At 58.5% G+C, this 21,178-nt stretch carries 15 protein-coding genes and 2 pseudogenes; 13 read left to right on the top strand and 4 right to left on the bottom strand.

Annotated features, from left to right (window positions below; translation table 11 throughout):
* Positions 1-169: 169 nt before the first annotated feature.
* The 6 genes from GR198_RS26065 to GR198_RS26040 are packed head-to-tail and all read left to right on the top strand — an operon-like array spanning position 170 to position 5,701.
* The gene (locus tag GR198_RS26065; protein WP_003549405.1) at positions 170-673 is read left to right on the top strand and encodes an acyltransferase; all 504 of its coding nucleotides are present in this window, start codon (positions 170-172) and stop codon (positions 671-673) included.
* Positions 673-1,710 carry a Gfo/Idh/MocA family protein gene (locus GR198_RS26060; protein ID WP_017957535.1) on the top strand — a complete coding sequence of 346 codons (1,038 nt, stop codon included), beginning with the start codon at positions 673-675 and terminating at the stop codon, positions 1,708-1,710. The genes GR198_RS26065 and GR198_RS26060 overlap by 1 nt, the downstream gene beginning before the upstream one ends.
* Entirely contained in the window at positions 1,707-2,810 is a 1,104-nt protein-coding gene (locus GR198_RS26055) for a DegT/DnrJ/EryC1/StrS family aminotransferase (RefSeq protein ID WP_029875036.1), read from the top strand. The genes GR198_RS26060 and GR198_RS26055 overlap by 4 nt, the downstream gene beginning before the upstream one ends.
* Positions 2,800-3,519 (top strand): acyltransferase, encoded by a 720-nt coding sequence (locus tag GR198_RS26050; RefSeq protein ID WP_029875037.1) that lies wholly within the window; start codon positions 2,800-2,802, stop codon positions 3,517-3,519. The genes GR198_RS26055 and GR198_RS26050 overlap by 11 nt, the downstream gene beginning before the upstream one ends.
* The gene (locus tag GR198_RS26045; RefSeq protein WP_029875038.1) at positions 3,516-4,490 is read left to right on the top strand and encodes an NAD-dependent epimerase/dehydratase family protein; all 975 of its coding nucleotides are present in this window, start codon (positions 3,516-3,518) and stop codon (positions 4,488-4,490) included. Before GR198_RS26050 ends, GR198_RS26045 begins: the two co-directional genes overlap by 4 nt.
* Complete coding sequence (locus tag GR198_RS26040; protein ID WP_029875039.1) at positions 4,487-5,701, top strand: DegT/DnrJ/EryC1/StrS family aminotransferase; 1,215 nt, start codon at positions 4,487-4,489, stop codon at positions 5,699-5,701. Before GR198_RS26045 ends, GR198_RS26040 begins: the two co-directional genes overlap by 4 nt.
* 73 nt (positions 5,702-5,774) lie before the next feature.
* Here GR198_RS26040 and GR198_RS26035 read toward each other — a convergent pair.
* The 3 genes and pseudogenes from GR198_RS26035 to GR198_RS26025 form a co-directional block, all read right to left on the bottom strand.
* A pseudogene (locus tag GR198_RS26035) lies at positions 5,775-6,169 on the bottom strand (O-antigen translocase); the annotation flags it as partial.
* A gap of 70 nt (positions 6,170-6,239) precedes the next feature.
* Positions 6,240-7,553 carry a polysaccharide biosynthesis/export family protein gene (locus GR198_RS26030; protein WP_029875042.1) on the bottom strand — a complete coding sequence of 438 codons (1,314 nt, stop codon included), beginning with the start codon at positions 7,551-7,553 and terminating at the stop codon, positions 6,240-6,242.
* A gap of 860 nt (positions 7,554-8,413) precedes the next feature.
* Positions 8,414-8,551: pseudogene (locus GR198_RS26025) on the bottom strand (IS3-like element IS426 family transposase); the annotation flags it as partial.
* Positions 8,552-8,917: 366 nt separating this feature from the next.
* On the opposite strand from GR198_RS26025, the gene GR198_RS26020 reads away from it, so the two are divergent.
* The 7 genes from GR198_RS26020 to GR198_RS25990 all read left to right on the top strand — a co-directional run bounded on the left by GR198_RS26020 (position 8,918) and on the right by GR198_RS25990 (position 17,926).
* A complete protein-coding gene (locus GR198_RS26020; protein ID WP_155248981.1) occupies positions 8,918-10,804 on the top strand; it encodes a N,N-dimethylformamidase beta subunit family domain-containing protein in 1,887 nt (628 codons plus the stop codon).
* A 212-nt stretch (positions 10,805-11,016) separates the two neighbouring features.
* Positions 11,017-11,763 carry a TylF/MycF/NovP-related O-methyltransferase gene (locus tag GR198_RS26015; RefSeq protein WP_080658258.1) on the top strand — a complete coding sequence of 249 codons (747 nt, stop codon included), beginning with the start codon at positions 11,017-11,019 and terminating at the stop codon, positions 11,761-11,763.
* Positions 11,764-12,044: 281 nt separating this feature from the next.
* Positions 12,045-13,073 (top strand): polysaccharide pyruvyl transferase family protein, encoded by a 1,029-nt coding sequence (locus tag GR198_RS26010; protein ID WP_029875828.1) that lies wholly within the window; start codon positions 12,045-12,047, stop codon positions 13,071-13,073.
* 277 nt (positions 13,074-13,350) lie between these two features.
* Positions 13,351-14,829: a lipopolysaccharide biosynthesis protein gene (locus tag GR198_RS26005; protein ID WP_029875827.1), complete on the top strand. Its 1,479-nt coding sequence runs from the start codon at positions 13,351-13,353 to the stop codon at positions 14,827-14,829.
* A gap of 435 nt (positions 14,830-15,264) precedes the next feature.
* The gene (locus GR198_RS26000) at positions 15,265-16,395 is read left to right on the top strand and encodes a DUF3734 domain-containing protein (RefSeq protein ID WP_029875401.1); all 1,131 of its coding nucleotides are present in this window, start codon (positions 15,265-15,267) and stop codon (positions 16,393-16,395) included.
* The gene (locus tag GR198_RS25995) at positions 16,392-17,132 is read left to right on the top strand and encodes an acetoacetate decarboxylase (protein ID WP_011649696.1); all 741 of its coding nucleotides are present in this window, start codon (positions 16,392-16,394) and stop codon (positions 17,130-17,132) included. The genes GR198_RS26000 and GR198_RS25995 overlap by 4 nt, the downstream gene beginning before the upstream one ends.
* A gap of 11 nt (positions 17,133-17,143) precedes the next feature.
* Positions 17,144-17,926, top strand: a complete 783-nt coding sequence (locus GR198_RS25990; RefSeq protein ID WP_029875400.1) for a 3-hydroxybutyrate dehydrogenase — start codon at positions 17,144-17,146, stop codon at positions 17,924-17,926.
* Positions 17,927-18,029: 103 nt separating this feature from the next.
* On the opposite strand, the gene GR198_RS25985 is transcribed toward GR198_RS25990, so the two are convergent.
* A complete protein-coding gene (locus tag GR198_RS25985) occupies positions 18,030-21,005 on the bottom strand; it encodes an NAD(P)-dependent oxidoreductase (protein ID WP_029875399.1) in 2,976 nt (991 codons plus the stop codon).
* Positions 21,006-21,178 lie beyond the last annotated feature (173 nt).

The raw sequence follows: 21,178 nt of genomic DNA, 5'->3' as shown, positions 1-21,178 counted from the left end.
AGGTGAATAACCTTAAACGTTTTGTTTCTTTACTCAGATGCAGAAAACAATTCTCTTTGGGATGTAGAAAAATATTAGTCCTGTCGGTGTGAAACCTTGGGTGCAATCAAGCGATTGTTGGTTTCAACTGAAAGTCTGGACCTGTTCAAGAGTTAGGGGTTTTGCAGGGATGATTGCATCAAACGTCAAGCTGGATGACGGCACCATTATCCACCATCCGGACCTCGTGAATCTTTACGGCTGTACGATCGGTGCCGGAACGCGCATCGGCACCTTCGTTGAGATTCAGAAAAACGTCCTAGTCGGAAAAAGCTGCAAGATCTCCAGCCATTCCTTCCTCTGTGAGGGCGTGACGCTGGAAGACGGCGTTTTCATAGGCCACGGGGTCATGTTCACGAATGACATATACCCGCGCGCCGTCAATCCGGATAGCAGCCTTCAGACGGAGGCCGACTGGATTGTCGTCCCGACCCTGGTCAAGCGCCATGCGTCGATCGGCAGCAACGCCACCATTCTTCCTGGCGTCACGATCGGAGAGGCTGCGCAGGTCGGCGCTGGAGCGGTTGTAACAAAGGATGTGCCCGATGGCGCCATTGTCGCTGGCGTTCCGGCCAGGATGATCGGTCGCGTTAATGACGGGCCAGTCGACATGCACGCGTTGGAGGGAATGTGATGATTGGCATCGCTGTTGTTGGGTATGGATATTGGGGGCCGAATCTGGTTCGCAACATCTCGGAGGCAGCCGGAGCGCACCTCGTTTCTGTCTGTGATCTCAATGTTGACCGGTTGGCGGCTGTCAAAAGCCGCTACCCCGCAGTGACGATCACCGATGATTTCGAGGAAGTGCTGCGTGATCCAAGAGTGGATGCCATCGCTATCGCGACGCCGGTCTTCACCCATTTCAAGCTCGCAATGCAGGCTATGATGGCCGGAAAGCATGTCTTCGTCGAAAAGCCGATGGCATCGACGACGGAGGAAGCCTCGCGGATGGTCGAAGAGGCCACACGCCGACGCCTCGTGCTGGCGGTGGATCATACCTTCGTCCACACCGGCGCCGTCCGCAAGATGCGCGAACTGGTCGAGAACGGCTTGGGCGACATGTATTATTATGACTCGGTTCGGGTCAATTTGGGGCTCTTTCAGCATGATGTCAGCGTCATCTGGGACCTCGCGGTGCATGATCTCTCCATCCTGGACCATGTTGTGCAGGAAAGGCCGGTGGCTGTTTCAGCGACAGGCATGAGCCATGTACTCGGCGAGCCGGAAAACATCGCCTATCTGACGCTCTTCTTCGAAAGCAAGCTCATCGCACACATCCACGTCAATTGGCTGGCGCCGGTCAAGGTGCGCCGCACGCTGATCGGCGGCAGCAACAAGATGATCGTCTACGACGATCTGGAGCCCAGCGAAAAAATCAAGGTCTACGACAAGGGCATCACGCTGAACCCCAATTCTCAGGCTTATGGCGAGAAAGTGCATCAGATGATGGTCGGCTACCGCAGCGGCGACATGTGGGCGCCCAAGCTCGATATGACCGAAGCACTGAAACGCGAACTGGATCAGTTCGTCGAGTGCATCGAGCAGAATTCGCGGCCCATTACGGACGGCCATGCCGGCCTGCGCGTCGTTCGCATTCTGGAAGCAGCAAGCCGGTCGTTAGCCCAGCGCGGTCGCATCATCGAGCTCGAAGAGGCAAGGCGCATCGCATGATCCCGTTCCTGGACATTAAGGCACAATATCAGTCAATCAAGGGTGAGATCGACGCCGCCGTGCTCGGCGTTCTCGCCTCGGGGCAGTACGTATTGGGCGACGAGGTCGCGCATTTCGAGCAGGAATTCGCAGACTATTGCAACGTCAAGCATGCGATAGCCGTCAACACCGGAACGAGTGCCTTGCATCTTGCCCTGCTTGCGGCGGGCGTTGGCCCTGGCGATGAGGTCATTACCGTGCCATTCACGTTCGTCGCAACCGTGTCGGCGATCTGCTACACGGGCGCACGACCCGTATTCGTCGATGTTGAGCCCGTGACACTCACGATGGATCCGGCTGAAGTCGAGGCAAAGATTACGCCCCGGACCAAGGCCATTGTTCCCGTCCATCTCTACGGTCAAATGGCCGATATGGACGCGATCAAGGCAATTGCCGACCGCCACGGGATACCCGTCATCGAAGACGCCTGCCAGGCCCATGGCGCGCAATACAAAGGCCACCGCGCCGGCAGTATCGGCCTATCCGGCTGCTTCAGCTTCTATCCGGGCAAAAACCTCGGCGCCTGCGGCGAGGGGGGTATGGTCGTTACCAGTGACGATGATCAGGCCAAGACGATGCGCATGCTGCGAGACTGGGGTCAGGAGCAACGCTATCATCATCTGCTGAAGGGCTTTAACTATCGCATGGACGCCATTCAAGGCGCGATCCTGCGTGTCAAGCTCCGGTACCTTGAAGCCTGGACCGAGGCGCGTCGCAGTCATGCGCGCCGCTATTCTTCGCTGCTTGCCGGATCGACGGATTTGACAATCCCTGTCGAAGCAGCCGACCGGCGTCACGTCTATCATGTCTATGCCATAAGAAGCCGTGATCGCGATGGGCTTCAACGCCTGCTCAGTGCGGAAGGCATTCCGTCCGGGCTCCATTATCCCATCCCTGTTCATCTGCAGAAAGCCCATGCCGACCTTGGTTACCAGGCCGGGGATTTCCCGGTCTCGGAAGCCGCGGCACGGGAGGTCCTATCACTGCCGATCTATCCAGAGATGCCTGTACGACACGTCGACCAGGTGGCCGCCGCGCTGGAGTACGCCTATGTCAGTTAACCGCGCCGGCGAGGCTCGACTGGTACAGGCGGTCCATGGTCGCCATGAAAGGCCGGCAGATCCTGACTACCAAACTGGGTTGGTCGAAGAGCTCAGGCAATCATACGGGCGCGCTGGCCTGATAGACCTCTATGGTCGTTTCGCCACAGGCGACGGGGTCGTCGACACCCTGATGCGGAAAGCCATTTGGCAAGCGATCGCGCGGAGCTGCGGCACGGGACTGCAGGTTGCGGGCGGCGCCGGTTTCAAACATCCGGAAACGTTTGAAATCGGCAATGGCGTGTTCATCGGCGCTCAGGCCTATATCCAGGGACGCTTCGACGGCACTTGCGTGATCGGCGACAATGTCTGGATCGGCCCGATGGCCTATTTCGACGCACGCGACCTGGTTATCGAGGATTGTGTCGGCTGGGGTCCTGGCGCCAAAGTGCTTGGATCGACCCATACGGCACTGCCGGTGGATGTGCCGATCATTCGCACGGATCTCGAAATCAAGCCGGTCCGCATCGGCGCATGGGCCGATATTGGAACGAACGCAACAATTCTTCCCGGCGTGAGCATCGGGAAGGGGGCGATCGTCGGAGCGGGCGCAGTCGTTGTTTCCGATGTCGAACCGTTTTCAGTCGTGGCGGGCGTGCCGGCGAAGTTCATACGCTGGCGCACGGAAGCCGATGCTGTGCTGGATATATCGCATGGAGGAAGATCGTGAAAGATCAACGGGTACTCATTACCGGCGGAGCCGGCCTGATCGGGTCGCATATCGCCGATCTCGTCGCATTGGAGAAGCCGCGCGAGATTATCATCCTCGACAACTTCGTGCGCGGACGCCGGGACAATCTCAGCACGGCAATAGGTGGCGGGTCCGTCAACATCATCGAGGGAGATATCCGTGACAGAGCGTTGCTGGCGAAAACCTTCGAAGGCGTCGACATCGTCTTTCACCAGGCAGCGATCCGCATCACGCAATGCGCGGAAGACCCGCGGCTCGCTTTCGATGTTCTGGCCGAAGGTACGTTCAATGTTCTCGAAGCTGCCGTGAAGGCAGGCGTGTCGAAGGTCGTCGCTGCTTCTTCAGCCTCCGTTCTGGGTTTGGCCGAGAGCTTTCCGACCACCGAAGCGCATCATCCCTATAATAACAGGACGATCTACGGCGCGGCCAAGACGTTTAACGAGGGGCTGCTTCGCAGCTTTGCGGAGATGTACGGCCTGCGCTATGTGGCGCTGCGCTATTTCAACGTATATGGGCCGCGGATGGACGTCTACGGCGCCTATACCGAAGTGTTGATCCGCTGGATGGAGCGTCTGGCGACCGGAATGCCACCCCTCATCTATGGAGACGGCAGCCAGACGATGGACTTCGTCGATGCACGTGACATCGCCCGGGCAAACCTGCTGGCTGCGAAGAGCGATGTCACCGATGAAGTGTTCAATGTCGCGAGCGGCGAGGAAATAAGCCTCCTGCAACTTGCGCAGATGCTGAGCGGCATCATGGGCGTCTCACTCGAACCGCAGCACAAAGAAGCCCGCACGGTCAACGGCGTAACCCGTCGTCTTGCCGATATCAGCAAGGCCGAGAAACTCCTGGGCTTCAAAGCGGAAATATCGATGGAACAAGGGCTTCGCGATCTTGTCGCCTGGTGGCAGATGAAGACCGCTGCGGCAGGAGGGCAAGCTGCATGAGCCCGTCTCTATCAACGATTCCGGTCGCCAAGCCCGTCCTCGGAGAAGAGGAGGCTGAGGCCGCGCGCCGCGTTATTATGTCAGGATGGGTGACGCAGGGACCGGAAGTCGCGGCCTTCGAGGGCGAATTCGCCGCCTTTGTCGGCGCTGCACATGCCTGTGCCGGTTCAAACTGCACGACCGCACTGCATCTCGCCTTGATGGCGGTCGATGTCGGTGCCGGCGATGAAGTCATCACGGTCAGCCATTCGTTCATCGCCACCGCGAACGCTGTTCGATACTGCAATGCGGTGCCTGTCTTCGTCGACATCGAAGCAGATGGTTACAATATCGACCCCAGCCTGATCGAAGCAGCCATCACGCCCCGCACCAAGGCAATCCTATGTGTGCATCAGCTTGGCATGCCTTGCGATCTCCGCTCGATCGTGGAGATCGGCAAGCGCCATCAGCTGCCGGTCATCGAAGATGCGGCATGCGCGACGGGAAGCGAAATCCTGTGGGACGGGCGTTGGGAAAAGATCGGCAAGCCGCATGGCGACATTGCCTGTTTCTCCTTCCATCCCCGGAAGGTCGTCACGACAGGTGATGGTGGCATGTTGACCACCGCCAATCCCGAATATGATCGAAAATTCCGGCTGTGGCGTCAGCATGGCATGAGCGTTACCGATGCTGTTCGCCATGGCTCGAAACAGGTGATTTTCGAAGACTATGACGAATTGGGCTACAACTACCGTATGACCGACCTTCAGGCTGCCGTCGGAAGGGAACAGTTGCGGCGGCTGCCGGGGCTGATTGCGCAGCGCAGGCGGCTCGCCGAGCAATATTGCGAGCGCCTGTCTTCGATCCCTGGGCTCTCACCGGTCGAGCCGCATTGGGCTCGTAGCAACTGGCAGAGCTTTTGCGTGAAACTGCCTGATGCCGTCGACCAGCGAACGGTCATGCAGGCACTGCTCGATCAAGGGATCTCGACCCGACGCGGTGTGATGAACATTCATCTGGAAGGTGCCTATTCCGACCATAGTTCTCATCGTGCTGCGACAAGCCTGAAGCGAAGCGTGGCCGCGCAGCGGCAAACGATAGTCCTGCCGCTTTATGCCCAGATGACGGATCTCGACATCATCAGGGTTGTTGAAGCACTTCGAAGCTCATTGGCTGAGGCCGCCAGCCTACCCGCCGCCGTACAGCACGATCGGGACATCGCGCTTGTATGATTTCCTGATTGCGTGATGCAATCTTCGTTGTGCCGAAGGGCCTGATGCGCATCGCCTTGATGCGCATTTCTTGTTAGGCGAATTTCGCGATCCATCCTCTGATCACTGGGGCATCACCTCGGGCGGAAGAAGCTGGATCAGCATGCGCAGCGAGTAGATCCCGGTCAGAGCTACGGCCAAGGCGCCGATCCCGATCGCCGGCCATAGCGGCAAGACCCAAAACGCCGAGAATACCAACACCGATGCAGGTAGGAAAAGCAGCACGTGCCTGCGGTTGGCTGCGGATCCGCGGAAGCCGGTAAGCCACCGCACGATCACGGAAATGAGGATGCTATGCCAGACGTAGAGGCCGAAAAACGGCATGCCGGCTCCTGGCGTCCCTAACTTCGATACGAAGTGCCATGCCAGCACTACATGCACGAGCGTGGCCGCCACCTCTGTCCAGAAGAAAATGGTTTGTGCACGCTTCGGTCTGAGCGCCTTGGCGCTGCTCGATCGCCCACTGGGGGTTCCGTCTGCAATACGTGCTTTTCGCGGGTCACTGGCTTGCCTGACTGGCGTGTGTCTCAGTTTCACGCGGCAGGTCGGCAGGGGCGGCCCGAGCCACGCCATCCGCAATGCGGGTTCGGACGATCCTCACCACATCACCCGGTATCAGCGCCGTTGTTTCGGAGGCCTGGAACTGCTTGATTTGCGCTTCGTTTCGCCGGCTCACCGTAAAGGTCAGCGGGAGCTCCTCGCCGCTGGTATTCGAGCTTCCCCCTGCCGCGAGCTCATCGAGAAGCAGTTTTTGCGTTATCTCGCGCTTCAATTTGAACTGATCGAGACTTGCCTGTTCCGACTGCAATTCGGAAGCGACTTCGCTTCGCCGCGTGTCATAAAGCCCCTCGAGATTTCGCGTTGTCTCACTGATCGCCTGACGGCCCCGCATGATGGCGGTGACAAGGTCGAGCCGATTGGAGCGGTAGGTGGTGAGCAACCGTTCCAGATCCAATTGACGCGACGAAACGGTGAGGCCTTTCGTGACCAGCGTTTTGACGCTGGTCAGCTGGTCTTCGATCGATTTGATATTGTCTTCCGAGCCTTGCACCTTCTCGCCCAGCATGCCGACTTCACTGTTCAAAAGATCACGCAATTCCGTGAGCGCCTTCGACTGCCTGTCCAGCGCATTTGCACGAGCCTGAAAAATGACCCGTTCCTCGTTGTATATTCCCGCAGCGTATTGCTGATCGACGCCGAGCGTCTGATCGAACGTTATCTCCTTCGCCCCGGTCATCTCTGCTTGGAGCCGTGCTAATTTGGCAGTGCTGCGCAGCAGCGAGTGGTCGACGTCTCGCAATTCGCCTGCGAGTTTGATCGTCTGCGATTGCTGCAGACTTGGGGCGCGCAACGGGCCGCCGCTCAGTGCCAGTGATTGCAGGACGGTCAGTCCAGGGCGGAATTTGTATTCCCCGGGCTTGGTTACGTCTCCGACGACGTAGATTGGCGGATATTCGAGAATTTCGATGGTGACCGCAGGTGCCTGAACCAATCCGATTTTTTCCTGCAGGCGCTTGGCAATCTCGTTGGTGAGGCTGGTGTTATCGCGATTGCCGACGGAAAGGGATCCAAGAAAGGGCAGAAAGACAGCGCCTTCATCCGAGACGGTGTATTCGCCGCCAAGCGCATCCCATCGTTCATATTGGCCTTTGGACTGCATCCATTGGACAATCGTCAGACGGATTTTCGTTTGCGGAGTCAAGGGGGCGCTATCGGCGAGAGCTGGCGACACAGCTCCGGCAAGAAAGGCGAGTGCACCGATGACAAACGTCGCGCGAAAGAACACGTGGGGGGCGCGGTGCGATGAACTCATATATATATCTCGCCTGCAAAACATCCTTAAAGGGATGTTGGTCCAACTGCCTTGATTCTGTTCGCACGCCGGACGACAAGTCCGAAGCCGCGTCCCTAGTGTGCAGTCTGGCGACGCCTTGAGGAAGGTGGAGATCGTTTATTTTGCCTCATCACTATTGATGAGGTGGGGCGGGTACTTCAGCCTAAATCCAGCAGAAACACATATCTTCGGCGCGACACCGAGGCATCGCCCGGGAAAATCAATAGGTCATGAGATCCCGGCGGCTTATGCCATTGCACGAACGGTCCAGCGCGAGGCTTCCTGCTTGGGGGGCCAGCATTGGCACCACCATGCGGCGATGTCGAAAAGAGCCACCGCTTTCGGCTTCGAGCCTTGTAAAGGATGCGGCGCATCTTGCCGACCTCGCGCATCTCAGCCATCACCTGGGCCATGCAACACGCCCGTTTGCCCAAAGGATGCCGCCCTGCAGAGCGAAATTCGTAGGATATACTCTCCCATTTTCGACTATACTTCACAGTTGCGTATCGCATGATCCTCATACATTTGACCCTGACAATCTCGCGAGAGAGGTGCCTGCCATGTATCGCAACGCTCGTCGGTGGACTTCGCGCCCACTCCTGGTGGATTCCTTGGTTCCCCGATGGTTGACCGTCGGCGGAAAGGGAAGGCAATCGAGTGCGGCGGCTCGCGGCAATGGTGTCTATGCGTATGGCGGTTCCGCCACCACAGGTCTCTTTCCGACCAGCACCTATGATTTCAGCGAACTACTATGCCGATGTGGTCTCCGGCCGCAGCTCGTCGCATGAAGTGGCTTCATCGGGAACCTCCTTCGGCAACAAGATTGGCTGCGATATCTGTTTTGTTGTCTGGGCTTTGGAAATGGCCTCGCGGAGGATCTCGGCCTCCAGCGTCTTGCGGCCGAGCATGCGTTCCAGCTCACGCACCCGCTCTTCGAGCTTCTTGACCTCGGAATTGCCGACGACAGGTTCGTTGGACATAAGCCTGTCCTCAAGCCTGTGCTTGAGCCTTTCTGCTTATGCCGACTGTCTGGTCGAAATGGGGGCAGTTCACAGGAAGAGCGAATCAGCAGACCCCCAATTGGAGGATGAATGGCCGCGCCGATGCAATCAAACGGGCAGTGATAGCCCCCGCTACGTAGCCGAAAAGCGGTCTAAGTCGGGCCAATTGGCCGTTGAGGGAAACCTACTAAGGGTCTATAAAACTTCTCGATAGGTCGTTGCAGAACGCTGGTTTCGTACTGTCATCGGAAGGCTCTGAAATTATAGGCTCCCGAAACGCGGCCACGCCCAGCGAATAAAAAATCACTACGCACCAATGTGGGATAACGGTCAGGGGGACCCATGCAAGGCAGTGTCGAGAGTGGCGCGCAAAAGATACCCACATCGTCGAACGAGGAACACACCTATTATGTTCTCCTTAGAGGGAGCGCCACTGTTGGAAATACGCTGACCGCAAATGTTTTCAATGAATGCGGCCAAAGTCCTGAGAAGGAGGCGGCTTACGGTTGGCAGCAAAAAGTTGACGGGGCATGGACGAATATTGCCGGAGAGACGAGTGCTCGCATCAGAATACCGTCGGGTCTTCTTGGCAGCCAAATCCGAGCTCTTGCAGTCCTATCCACGACCGAAGGCCTTAAAAACTTCACCAGTCAGGGCATCAGAGTGGACGCGCAAAACTCAATTGTAATCGAAAATCTAAATGCCGGCACAACTGATTGGAAGATTACAAATTTGGCGACGAACCACGAGATCGAGGCTTATGCGGATGCAACAAGTATAAATGCAGGAGACTCCTTGAACCTAAAGGTTTCTTTGTCTTCCGCTGGACAATATAATCTTGAGGTCTATCGCCTTGGTTACTACGGCGGTGCAGGCGGTCGACTTATAGCCAGCGCGCTCGGTCTGGACGGATTAACTCAATCAAGCCCCACCATGACCAATCCTGACACGCGTTTGATCGAATGTCTGTGGGACGTATCATATGAACTGAAAACATCTGCAGCTTGGACAAGCGGACTTTATGTTATCAAGTTAACTGATTGCAGAAGCGGCAAACAGTCGCTTGTCCCGTTTGTTCTGCGCAAAGACAATCACCCTAGCGACATAGGCTTTCAGGATGCAGTAACGACTGCTCAAGCGTATAACATTTTCGGCGGCTTCAGTGTATATGATGCTAATAGCACCAGTAACACAAGAGCATACCAGGTAAGCTTTGATCGCCCCTATGATTCCACCCATCTTGGATTCAGCAATACTGATGGCTTCAATTGTAATAATATGCTCACTTGGGAGTACAACATGGTCCGCTGGTTGGAGTCGCAGGGTTACGACATATCCTATTACGCCAATGTGGATGTTCACAGTAACCCTTTACAAATTCTTTCGCACAGAATATTTCTTTCGGTAGGTCATGATGAGTATTGGTCGATGGAGCAGCGTGATAGAGTTGAGTTGGCACGCGATAATGGTATTAATCTCGCCTTTTACTCTGCTAATACTGCTTATTGGCAGGTTCGGTTCGACTGCTCAAGCCGGGGCCAGTCGAACCGCGTTGTTACCATATACAAGGATTCATCGGGTATTGGCGCCGGCCTGTCTCTCGATCCGGTGGCTCAGCTAGATCCTCCTGCGTCAACTTCAGTGTTTCGCTCTAAGGAGGTCAATAGACCGGAGAATGCACTGATAGGGGTGGGCTATGTATCCGATCATGGTAGCATCTATGAGGGTTTTGATTTCATCGTTTCTAACGCTACTGACCCTATCTACGCGCACACAGGTTTAAGAAACGGCGATAGGCTGAAGGGACTGGTCGGGTACGAATGGGATGCGGTTCTAGACAACGAAGAATCTCCCGACGGACTCGTCATTCTTTCGAAATCCTCTACACGTGCCAACGAAATTCTACCGCCACTGCCAGGGGGCACACGTCCAAATATCTCTCATGCTGTCTATTACAGAGCAGTGAGTGGAGCGCGAGTGTTTTCGACTGGATCAATTCAATGGGTATGGGGCTTAGACAACAGTTGGGCTTTCCAACCGCCTCAGCTCACGAGAAGTTGGCGGAGAAGAATAAAGAACTGGATAAAGGGTTTGGTGTCTCTAGTCGTCACTGTTCCGCTAAGGAATATGCCATGCGTAGATAGCCGCGCGCAGCAGATGACGGTCAATCTTTTTTCCGAAATGGATGTAAGACCGCAGACCCCCTCCTCTTGGCTTACTTTGTCCTGATGAACCGCTAAGTTATCCGTCAACGCTTTGAAGGTATGTGAGTGAGGACCAGAGATAATGGTATCATGAAGACAGATCAGCTGTGCCAACGACGCGTACGTCGATGAGAAGGGCAAGGCACGATGCTAGCGGGCCTCCTCCGCCAAGGGGAGTCTTAGGGAGTTCAGTAAGGCTTCGCCGAGGCGGACGCTGTTGCGGGGAGATGGGGCGTTATGAACGCAGTAGATAGAGTTGCGCGTGGGGCGCGTTGGCGCCTCAACGCGCTTTTGGAACGCGCCCGTCGGACCGCCTACCCAGGGGACGTTCGACACGCTTGGTCAAGGGTTCGCACCGAATACCTTTCTTACACGACTGATCCTCAACTTCATCAATTGCTTGAGGTCGTGCGTCGTACCGCCCCGAGCGGAGCGTTGATCATTGAGGCAGGTTGCGCGCGCGGCGGTTCAGCAATTCTCATGTGTTCCGCCAAGTCGCCTCAGCGCGCTATGCGCGTGTACGACCTGTTCGAGATGCTCCCTCCGCCTTCGGAGCACGATGGCGACGACATGAAAGCTCGGTACGCTGAAATCAATGCCGGCGAAGCCGTAGGCCTTGGAGGCGAGCAATACTATCTCTATGATGATGACCTGATGGCGACGGTGACGAACAACTTCGCTAGGTTTGGTTATCCCGTCGAGTCCAACAACGTCCAATTGATAAAGGGTAAGGTGCAAGACACGCTTACAGTCGCCGAGCCGGTCGCTTTGGCTCATATCGATGTTGATTGGTACGAGCCTGTCGGCGCCTGTCTAGAGCGGGTTATGCCTCATCTCATCGTCGGCGGCGCTGTCGCACTTCACGCCTATTCGGATTGGTCTGGGTGCCGAAAGGCGGCAGACGATTACTTCTCTCGCGCAGGACGGGAGGGACTGGACTTTGACCTCTCGGCTGGACACATGCTTGTGACCCGAACGCACTGAACCTTCTCCGTCCGAGAAGACATTTTTTGGGACGGCACTTCCTGCACTAGACACAGCAAGGACTTCGAGAACCGATGCCTACCGTGGCGCCAAAGATCCATTTCGCGAGACCAGCAATCATTGGCGTCACTTCGCTCGGGCGCCCGTAAGCGCTCCTCCAGCGCGGTGCGGATGACAGTGTCCAAGAGGGCGTGCGCCGGTTTGTCACCTGGTACGGCGCTAGCAAAGACAGGTTCCAGCATTCGCCAATCGCGGCAGTGCGTGATCGAGGGTAGGCGCACATGACCGGTACAGCACTTTCGCCTAAAGACGCGGCGCAAAAGGCGCAGCAGGCGCGAGCGATTCGCGAGTGTCTCGACCGCTACATCCCCGAATGCCAGCCTGTAGCGCTTCTGCAGTTCCCGTTCGACTTCAATGTCGGCAACCACATGATGTGGGTGGCCGCCATGGACTATTTGAAGCAACGTAATGCGCCCATCGCCTATACGGCGCATGGGCACAACTTCGATCTTCAGCAAATGATTCGCGCTGTCGGGGACGGCACGATACTCTTCTCGGGCGGGGTCACGGTCTCGCGCCTATGGCCGCGCCACGCAGAGGTCAAGCGCATCGTCGCCGAGGCGTGCCCCAATAATCGCCTCGTGTCGCTGCCGTCGACCATGCTGTTCGTCGACGACGAGGACCGCCGCGAGGCGCGCACGATCTTCGGAAATCATCGCAATGCTGTACTTTTAGCCAGGGACCCGGTCAGCGCTGAGTCAGCGCGCAACGTATTCCCCGGCAACGTCCATGTGGAGACGGTCCACGATTCCGCGCTGCTCCTCCCGCCGCAGCCAAGGCACGTCACGCCTGATCACGATGTCATCTGGCTCGCCCGCGACGATATCGAGGGCGTCGGATCCCTTGCGCCAAGTGACGTCGAAGTGTTCGACTGGACGCACCATGATCCCGCGGGCATGCGGATCCTGTTTCCAGGGCGCTTCTTCTCCCGCGTCCGCCAACTGGCGCCAACGCTACGTTCGATCGTCAATAAGCAGATTGCCGGCAGCTACGATCGCTTTGCGCGCTACGTGCTCGCGAGCGGCAACCGCAGGCTGGATACCGGTAAGGTGCTGGTTACTGACCGCATGCACCCACACATTCTCTGCGCCCTGCGTTCGCAGCACAGCGTGCTGCTGCCCGACCGCTTCGGCAAGAACCGCGCTGTGTACGAGTACACAGGTCGGAACTACAGCACCGTCCACTGGGCCGACACATATGAGGAAGCCCTTGAGATTGCGCGTACCGTCGCCCGGAGCACCCCGGTCTAGCGGCTGTTGAAGAAAGCGACTGACATGCTCTTGCGATGAATCAGATCAACATTTTTCAGCTCTTCAGTGAGGTTGCGACCGATCCAGTGAGTACTTGCCTGGCCCTGGGATTTTGGCTTCGCTGTTTCTTCTGCCTCAGCCGTCAGGGTTGAGATGTACCTGACCTTTCGATCGTCTTATACCACCAGCAAGACATAGCTGGACACCACGGCCCGATGAATATTTCTCACGAGAACTGCACCGCATTAGCACTGTAAGCGTAAGCGAGGAAACAACGTTGGAAGGTGTACGCAAACAGCTGAGTGTCGGGGCAATGTGGACCGCCGGCGGACGCGTCGTCTCAAATCTTCTGGGCGTGGTTAGCATGCTGGCACTGGCTCGACTGCTATCACCTGCCGATTTCGGCCTAGTGACCCTCGCGACTATCGTCCTTTCGATCATCGCGGCCATAACCGAACTTTCGCTCAGTTCGGCCCTCATCCAGCACAAGAGCCCGCAGCGAGAACATTACAATACGGCCTGGACACTGAACATGCTGCGCGCGGCGGCGATCGCCGTCCTGCTGGTTAGCGCAGGTTATCCCGTCGCATGGGCCTATCAGGACGACCGTCTGATCGGCATATTCTTCGCGCTTGGAGGCGGCGCGCTGATCAGCGGCCTCGTGAACCCTCGGCTTGTGGACTTCCGGCGGCGCCTTTCCTTTCACCAAGAGATATTCATCGAGCTGATCAACAGGGTGGTTGGCGTGGTCGTCGCCGTCGTCATCGCCCTGATTTTTCGCAGCTACTGGGCGCTCGTGATCGGCACGCTCGCCTCGCAGGTGGTCGGTGTGATCATGTCGTACGTCCTGCTTCCTTATTTGCCGCGCATTTCGTTTGCTCACTGGAGAAATCTGTTCTCGTTCTCCGGGTGGGTGGCGCTCAGCTCCGGCCTCAATGAGCTCAACTGGCGCGCCGACCAGCTTGCGCTTGGCGCCATGCTGGGCGCCGCCCCTCTCGGCCAGTACACCGTAGGCGACAAGCTTGCCTCACTGCCAGTGCGTGAAACGACGGCGCCGATCGCAAGCTTGCTCTTCCCAGTCTTTGCACGGCTTCAGGACGATCCTGAACGCCTGCGGCATGCATTCCTTCGATCCCAAGGCCTGCTTGTTGCGGCGGCGCTGCCGGTTGGCATTGGGTTCGCGCTGGTTGCCGAGCCCTTCGTCAGCATGGTCCTTGGTCCGGCGTGGTCCTCGGCCGCGCTGGTGGCTCAGGTGTTAGGCGCGGTCTTCGCCATCATCGCCTTTAAAATGCCGGTGACTCCCTTGGCAATGGGCCTCGGCTGCACGCGGTCGCTGTTTCAGCTTGACCTCGCTTTCATCTTCGTCCGCTTTCCCCTGATTTTCGCCGGCCTGGTCTGGGGTGGGCTGGTTGGTCTTCTGTTCGCGCGATGCATCAGCGCCGCGATCGGCATCCTGATGTATGTCTTCCTGGCGAGGCGTCTCACCGGCGTGTCAGTGAGGGCTCAGCTTCTCGCCTGCTGGCGTTCGATCGTCGCCGCGCTGGTTATGGCTGGCTGTGTCTGGGGCGTCGGCCTCATGATCACCGACAGGTCAGAGTCCCTGCAACTGGCGATCATGATACCAATCGGCGGGATCGGCTATTTCGGGGCAAGCTTCGTACTTTGGCTGGCAAGCGGCAAGCCCGCAGGCCCCGAACGCGAAGCGTTGGATTTGCTCCAGTTCGTTCGCCGCGGAGAATTTCGAACGCCCGCGTAATCCGGCTGCAAGTCGCACTTCATCCTTGAACCCACCCCCTACAACAAATTTGCGGCGTAACGGATATTATGGAACATAAGAGTGCTCCTGTCTCGAAGCGAGACTTCGTTGATTGAACCAGCTGATGACGCTGGTCGAACGGCGTAGCAAGCTGAAATGAAGGATTGGCCTGGCGTGGGTGAATTCGCAGTCTACATAGCCGCATGGCCAGCGTTGTCACATTTTGTTGCATTGCAAGATGCCCTCGGCAGGACTAACTAAGGCCTCGATGGTTGCGAAGAATGCGCCGCTTTGACTGGCAAGCCTCTGAAATGACTTGGTATACGATTACTCAGAAGCCTTCCCGCATTACTGAAACTTAATCTGCCCTGTGCAGCTCGATGCCCTTCTCTGTGTTATTTGTTAGCAGCTGCAGCATTTGAGGAAAAGCGTCCCGTGAGTACTATTCCGACAGAGAAAACCGTGCTGGTGTTTCAGGGCGGGGGTGCTCTGGGTGCCTACCAGGCCGGCGCTTACGAAGCTTTGCATGAGGCTGGCATCCGCCCCGACTGGCTGGCCGGGATATCTATCGGTTCGATCAACTCAGCCATCATTGCCGGAAGCCCCGTCGATCAGCGTGTCGATAACCTAAGGACCTTCTGGCATCGGGTCTCGTCCGGATTGCCCGGCCATTTTCTCGGCAATGGCAATGCGATGCGCAAATGGTTCAACGAATCCTCCGCTTTTCTGGGGTCTTTGACCGGCGTTCCCGGCTTTTTCACGCCGCGCGTCTTTGCGCCATGGAACATCCCGGGCGATCCGATGGCCGCGATCAGCCTTTACGACACCGCGCCGTTGCAGGAGACCCTCGCCGGTCTCGTCGATTTCGACCTGATCAATTCCGGTGCCATCCGTCTCAGCCTCGGCGCTGTCGATGTTGTCAGCGGCAACTTCAATTATTTCGACAACCGCGATTGTGCTTTTTCGCCCAAACACGTGGCCGCCTCCGGGGCGTTGCCGCCGGGTTTTGCGCCCGTCGAGATCGACGGGCGCTATTATTGGGATGGAGGTATCGTTTCCAACACTCCGCTGCAGCGCATTCTCGGTGGTAGCGAGTTGGAGACAGATCTCTGCATCTTCCAGGTCGATTTGTTCAGCGCCAAGGGCGTGCTGCCGAAGGATGTCTTTGACGTCGATGCCCGCGAGAAGGAAATCCGCTTTTCCAGCCGCACGCGGCTCAACACCGACCAGTTCCGCAAGCTTCAGTCGGTGCGCATGGCGGCCAAGAGGCTGACTGAAAAGCTGCCGCCTGAGCTGAAGGACGATCCCGATGCGAGGCTCCTTGAAAAGATCGGCAATGATTGCGCCGTGACCATGGTGCACCTGATCTATCGGCATGCCGCCTATGAAACCGGATCTAAGGACTATGAGTTTTCGCGGCTCTCCGTGGAGGAACACTGGAAGGCCGGCCATGACGATGTGGTCGAGACGCTGAACCATCCAGATTGGCTCGACCGAACGCGTCCGACCAATGGGATACGGATTTTCGACCTTGCCGAGCAACGCCTGCGTGGGAAAAAACCATGAAAATTGAAGATGTCGTTCGCAATGCCTTTGCCATGCCGCTGACCAGTCCATCCTACCCGCCAGGGCCTTACCGGTTCGTCAATCGCGAATATATGATCATCACCTATCGCACCGATCCGGAGGCCCTGCGCCGGGTCGTGCCCGAACCGCTGCAGTTCGATGAGCCGCTGGTGAAATATGAATTCATCCGCATGCCGGACTCGACCGGCTTTGGCGACTATACCGAATCCGGCCAGGTCATCCCGGTGACCTATCAAGGGGTACATGGCGGTTACGTGCATTCCATGTATCTCAACGACGACGCGCCGATCGCCGGCGGACGCGAAATCTGGGGCTTTCCGAAGAAACTGGCCGAGCCATCGCTGACATCCGTCAAGGATGCGCTGGTCGGCACGCTCGACTATGGCGGTCAGCGCGTCGCCACCGCAACAATGGGCTTCAAGCATCGGTCACTCGACGAGGCGAAAATCCTCGAAAGCCTGAAGCAGCCGAATTTCATGCTGAAGATTATTCCACATGTCGATTGCACACCGCGCATCTGCGAACTGGTGCGCTACTATCTGGAGGATCTGACGGTGAAGGGCGCGTGGGAAGGACCGGGCGCCCTGGCGCTGTTTCCGCACGCGCTGGCGCCGGTCGCCGACCTGCCGGTGCTTGAGGTCAAATCCGCCGTCCATATTCTCTCGGACCTGACGCTGGGCCTCGGCGAAGTGGTCCATGATTATCTTGCAAAATAAGGAGTCGAACCATGAAGCTCAGGGACAAGGTCTGCATCGTCACCGGCTCGGCCAGCGGTATCGGGCTGGCGATCGCCAAAAAATACGTTTCGGAAGGTGCCAAGGTCGTCATCGCCGACCTGAAGCTCGAGGCGGCGGAAGCGGCGGCCAAGGACCTGACGGCTGCGGGCCCGGGCGAGGCGATCGGTCTTGCGATGGACGTCACCAGCGAGGAAGCCGTGAATGCCGGCGTCGCCGCGGTCGTAACCAAGTGGGGCCGGGTGGACGTGCTCGTCTCCAATGCCGGCATCCAGATCGTCAACAAGATCGAGGACTACGCCTTTTCCGACTGGAAGAAGATGCTCGCCATCCATCTCGATGGCGCGTTCCTCACCACCAAGGCTTGCGTTCCACATATGAAGGCGCAGAAAGGCGGCGCGATCATCTATATGGGCTCGGTGCATTCGCATGAGGCTTCGCCGCTGAAATCGGCCTACGTCACCGCCAAGCACGGCTTGCTCGGCCTTGCTCGCGTGGTCGCCAAGGAAGGCGGACCGGATGGCGTGCGTGCCAACGTCATCTGCCCCGGCTTCGTCCGGACGCCGCTCGTCGACAAGCAAATTCCGGAACAGGCAAAGGAACTCGGAATTTCCGAAGACGAGGTCATCAAGAAGGTAATGCTCGGCGGCACTGTGGATGCACAGTTTACCACGGTTGACGATGTCGCCGAAGTGGCGCTGCTGTTTGCCGGTTTCGAGACCAATGCTCTCACCGGCCAGTCACTGGTTGTCAGCCATGGCTGGTACATGCAGTAACGGTCTCGCTGAGGCATCGCATCTGGGTCCGTCAAGGCTCAACGCTGTTGAATGTGCCGTCGATGCCGCGTTGCCTCCATATGGGAAGACCTTCGACTGCGGCCTACTCCGCCGCCGGTCCGTAGAGGCCAAGCTGTTCGAGAAGCGCCCGCTGCCGGCCGGCATTTTCGGCCAGCAGACCAGTATAGCGATCGATGATCCGGTCGCGGTGGCTCGGATCGGAGACAACGGAGAGCGCGCCGACGATCGCCGCGACCTTTTCCGAGGTCCGCCGCAATTCGTCCAGCAGTTCGGAATTGCCGCTGATCTCGCTGACCACCCGCTTCGTCACCCTGCCGATTCCGGCCGGTGTGCGGCCGCCTGCCGAGACATACCCTTCCGGCAGATCACCCTTCAGATTGGTGACCGACTTGAAGCGGATGACATCGAAGATCTGGTCGACCGCCTGCTTGGCGCCGGTCACCCGAGAAGGATGGTCGGTATCGGCGGCGGCGTGCGGCAGCAGTTCCAGCTTGCCCTTATGGCGCTCTTCGAGCGGCAGATAGGGAACCATCGGCCCGCTGAGCTTGCCGGTTACTGCATCCTTGAAGAGATCGGCGTCGATTGCCGCATGGGCAATCTTTCCTGATGACAGCGCCCGGTCGAGCGCCGCCGCATCGACGACCTCGCCCCGGTCGTAATTAACCAGCACCGCACCATCGTTCATCGCGCCGAGAACCTGCGTGTCGACCACCCCTGCGTTGGAGTAAACGCCGGTCGCAGCATCCAGCCGGCCGAGACCGATATGGACGGAGAGCACGTCGGCGCCGGTCGCCGCTTCAACCGGACTTGCGGCGTAATCGAAGCCTTCCGACTCGATCCAGCCTTGGTGATGCTGGCGCGCGTAGATCACCACCTTCATGCCGAAAGCCTTGGCGAGCTTGGCGACTTCGCGGCCGATATTGCCGTAGCCGAGAATGGCGATTTTCCGGCCCTCCAGCTTGGCGGTCGGGAAATCCTTGAGCTGGCGCCCGGTATCAAAGTCGCCGTTGGCGACCATCCGGTGCAGCCTGTCGACGGGCAGGTCGGGAACAACCTTGAGGATCGCCTTCATCGCCATCTGGGCGGTCGCCCGGCTGTTGATGCCGGGCGTGTTCATCAAAGGCGCATCGCCGCCCTCGCCGTTGCCGCCGCCCCAGGAGGCCGAGCTCATATTGCCGGTACCCGCGCCGATGCGCACGCCGCCGAACGGGAAGACTGAAGCCTTCGGGATGAAGGTCGCCGCCGCGATCAGCGCGTCATACTGGCCCTTGTCTGTCTGCGGCAGGATTTCGGCCTCGGTGCTGAGATTCGGCTGGTAGAAGAAATGGATGCGGCCCTTTTCCAGCGCCGCCCTGTCGCCGATCGGGCCGGCATGGAAGACGCCGCCCTTTTCCTCGACATAGGTCCTGATCTCGCTGTCGTCGGGCTCCCCATCGGCGCCGAGGCGCAGGCCGACCAGATCGGCGATCAGCACCGTATAGGCGTGTTCTGGATCATCCTTGCGGACCATCGCGCCGGCCTTCGCAGGCGCCGCGAACGTGACGCCTTGCTTCGCCAGTTCCTCCTCGATCACGACGATCTTGGCGCGCAGATAGGCATATTGCAGGTTCTCCAGCAGCGCGACGATATCGGCCGGCTCGCGGATCCCGCCGACCCAGGCGCGGTAGTCGCCGGGCGTTCCCGGGAATGCGTTGACGTAACGCGCCGCGTCGAGGCCGGGCTCGAACGCGCCGTTCGGATGGGTAAAGCCCTCATAGCCGAGCAGTTGCTTCGAACGCGCGATAATGCGGGCATGGATCGCAGGATCGGTGATGCCGGCGTCCTCCACCTTTAGCAGCGTCACAGCCGCGCCGCGCCGCTCGGCATCGGTGACGGTGAGCGAAAACAGCGGGTGCGACTCGACCCAGCCGTCGATCACCGCCCGATTGGCCGCAGACCGTTTGTTGAGCTCGACCACCGAGCCGACCCGCGCCTCGGACTGCAGGAGGCCGAAGGTGGTTTCGGCAAAGGCAAGCGCGCTGTAGGTATTGATGACGCCGCCGAGCATGCGGTCTTCCGCGGCATCGTAAAACGGCCCGGCATCCACGGATCGCTTGGCGGAAAACGGCTGCCGCGCATCGATCGGCGGCGCGATCTTGAGCTGGCGCGGGATCGCCCAGGACGGATCCTGCTGGTTTTTCTCAACGAGCGCCAAAGCGTGCGGCGTGAAGGAGGCGACGAAATACCCCGATACCCCGCCGATCGCCTTCTGGAACGGCATGAACAAGCAGCATTTCGCCATCACGGCGTCGACCAGCTCGGGCTCCCAGGGCATGGCGCCCAGCATCGACGTCGCGTCGAACACCGCATGGCGGTTTGCCGGATCGCCATCGATCCAGTTCAGCAGCTCGTGGATCTCGCGGCTGGTATAGGCATTGGCGCCGGTCGTCTCGTGGCCGACGCCGACGAAGATCGACACGCCGAGAGCGGAAAGCTCGGCGGCCGTCGGGATCACACCTTCGGAGGCGGCAAAATGAATGCGGCTCTCGCAGCCTTTTTCGGCGAAGCGCTGCATCTCGATCAGCTGCGTGGCCCAGGACTGACGGAAGAAGCCTGCCGCGCGGGCCGGATCGCTTTCCGGGCGCGGCGTATCGACGTAGACGCGCTGGGAGGCGTCGTTGGCATTCATCAGGTGCTGGACGCAGACGGTATAGCCGCTGTGACCGCCGCCAAGTCCCACAGCCATTCGGTTCGTCTTCGGGAAGTGGAAATAGCGGTGGATCGCCCGCATCATGTCAGTCAGAATTTTATCCGCCGGGTAGCCGCGGTGCATGCTGCGGGAAATTTCGGCGGTGGTGAAGCCGCCGATATCGTTGCCCTTGTCGTCGAACTTGCGATAGGTCTTCTCAATCCATCTATCGAAAGCGATGCGCCGCAGGCGGCTATCCACCTCGTCGGTGGTCGCATCGGTGATCGGGCCGACGCCGAAAAACGGATTGGACGGCAGCTTCGGTGATCCCGACTTCGTCAGTCGGAGCGCTTCAAGTCGCTGTTCCTGCATCTGCTCGATATTTGTCATGATCTGCCTATCTGTTTGAAAGGAAGGTGGGCAAGGCATTTTAGGAGCGGCCTTGCCCGGAAGAAGAACTCAAAGCGCCCCGTCCGGCGCCAATCGCGACGTTCTGGATAGCGCGACCGATCAGCGCTTTGGCTACGGCAGATCCGGGCCAGCCCTGCATCACCGATTATGCC

The organism is Rhizobium leguminosarum (assembly GCF_010668065.1).
Taxonomy (GTDB): Bacteria; Pseudomonadota; Alphaproteobacteria; order Rhizobiales; family Rhizobiaceae; genus Rhizobium; species Rhizobium leguminosarum_S.
This window is presented reverse-complemented; position numbering and strand designations above follow the sequence as displayed.

Bases quoted from the DNA above. Each gene is read 5' to 3' on its own strand.
- GR198_RS26065 (WP_003549405.1), top strand. From the start codon at position 170: ATGATTGCATCAAACGTCAAGCTGGATGACGGCACCATTATCCACCAT.
- GR198_RS26060 (WP_017957535.1), top strand. From the start codon at position 673: ATGATTGGCATCGCTGTTGTTGGGTATGGATATTGGGGGCCGAATCTG.
- GR198_RS26055 (WP_029875036.1), top strand. From the start codon at position 1,707: ATGATCCCGTTCCTGGACATTAAGGCACAATATCAGTCAATCAAGGGT.
- GR198_RS26050 (WP_029875037.1), top strand. From the start codon at position 2,800: ATGTCAGTTAACCGCGCCGGCGAGGCTCGACTGGTACAGGCGGTCCAT.
- GR198_RS26040 (WP_029875039.1), top strand. From the start codon at position 4,487: ATGAGCCCGTCTCTATCAACGATTCCGGTCGCCAAGCCCGTCCTCGGA.
- GR198_RS26030 (WP_029875042.1), bottom strand. From the start codon at position 7,553: ATGAGTTCATCGCACCGCGCCCCCCACGTGTTCTTTCGCGCGACGTTT.
- GR198_RS26020 (WP_155248981.1), top strand. From the start codon at position 8,918: ATGCAAGGCAGTGTCGAGAGTGGCGCGCAAAAGATACCCACATCGTCG.
- GR198_RS26015 (WP_080658258.1), top strand. From the start codon at position 11,017: ATGAACGCAGTAGATAGAGTTGCGCGTGGGGCGCGTTGGCGCCTCAAC.
- GR198_RS26010 (WP_029875828.1), top strand. From the start codon at position 12,045: ATGACCGGTACAGCACTTTCGCCTAAAGACGCGGCGCAAAAGGCGCAG.
- GR198_RS25995 (WP_011649696.1), top strand. From the start codon at position 16,392: ATGAAAATTGAAGATGTCGTTCGCAATGCCTTTGCCATGCCGCTGACC.
- GR198_RS25990 (WP_029875400.1), top strand. From the start codon at position 17,144: ATGAAGCTCAGGGACAAGGTCTGCATCGTCACCGGCTCGGCCAGCGGT.
- GR198_RS25985 (WP_029875399.1), bottom strand. From the start codon at position 21,005: ATGACAAATATCGAGCAGATGCAGGAACAGCGACTTGAAGCGCTCCGA.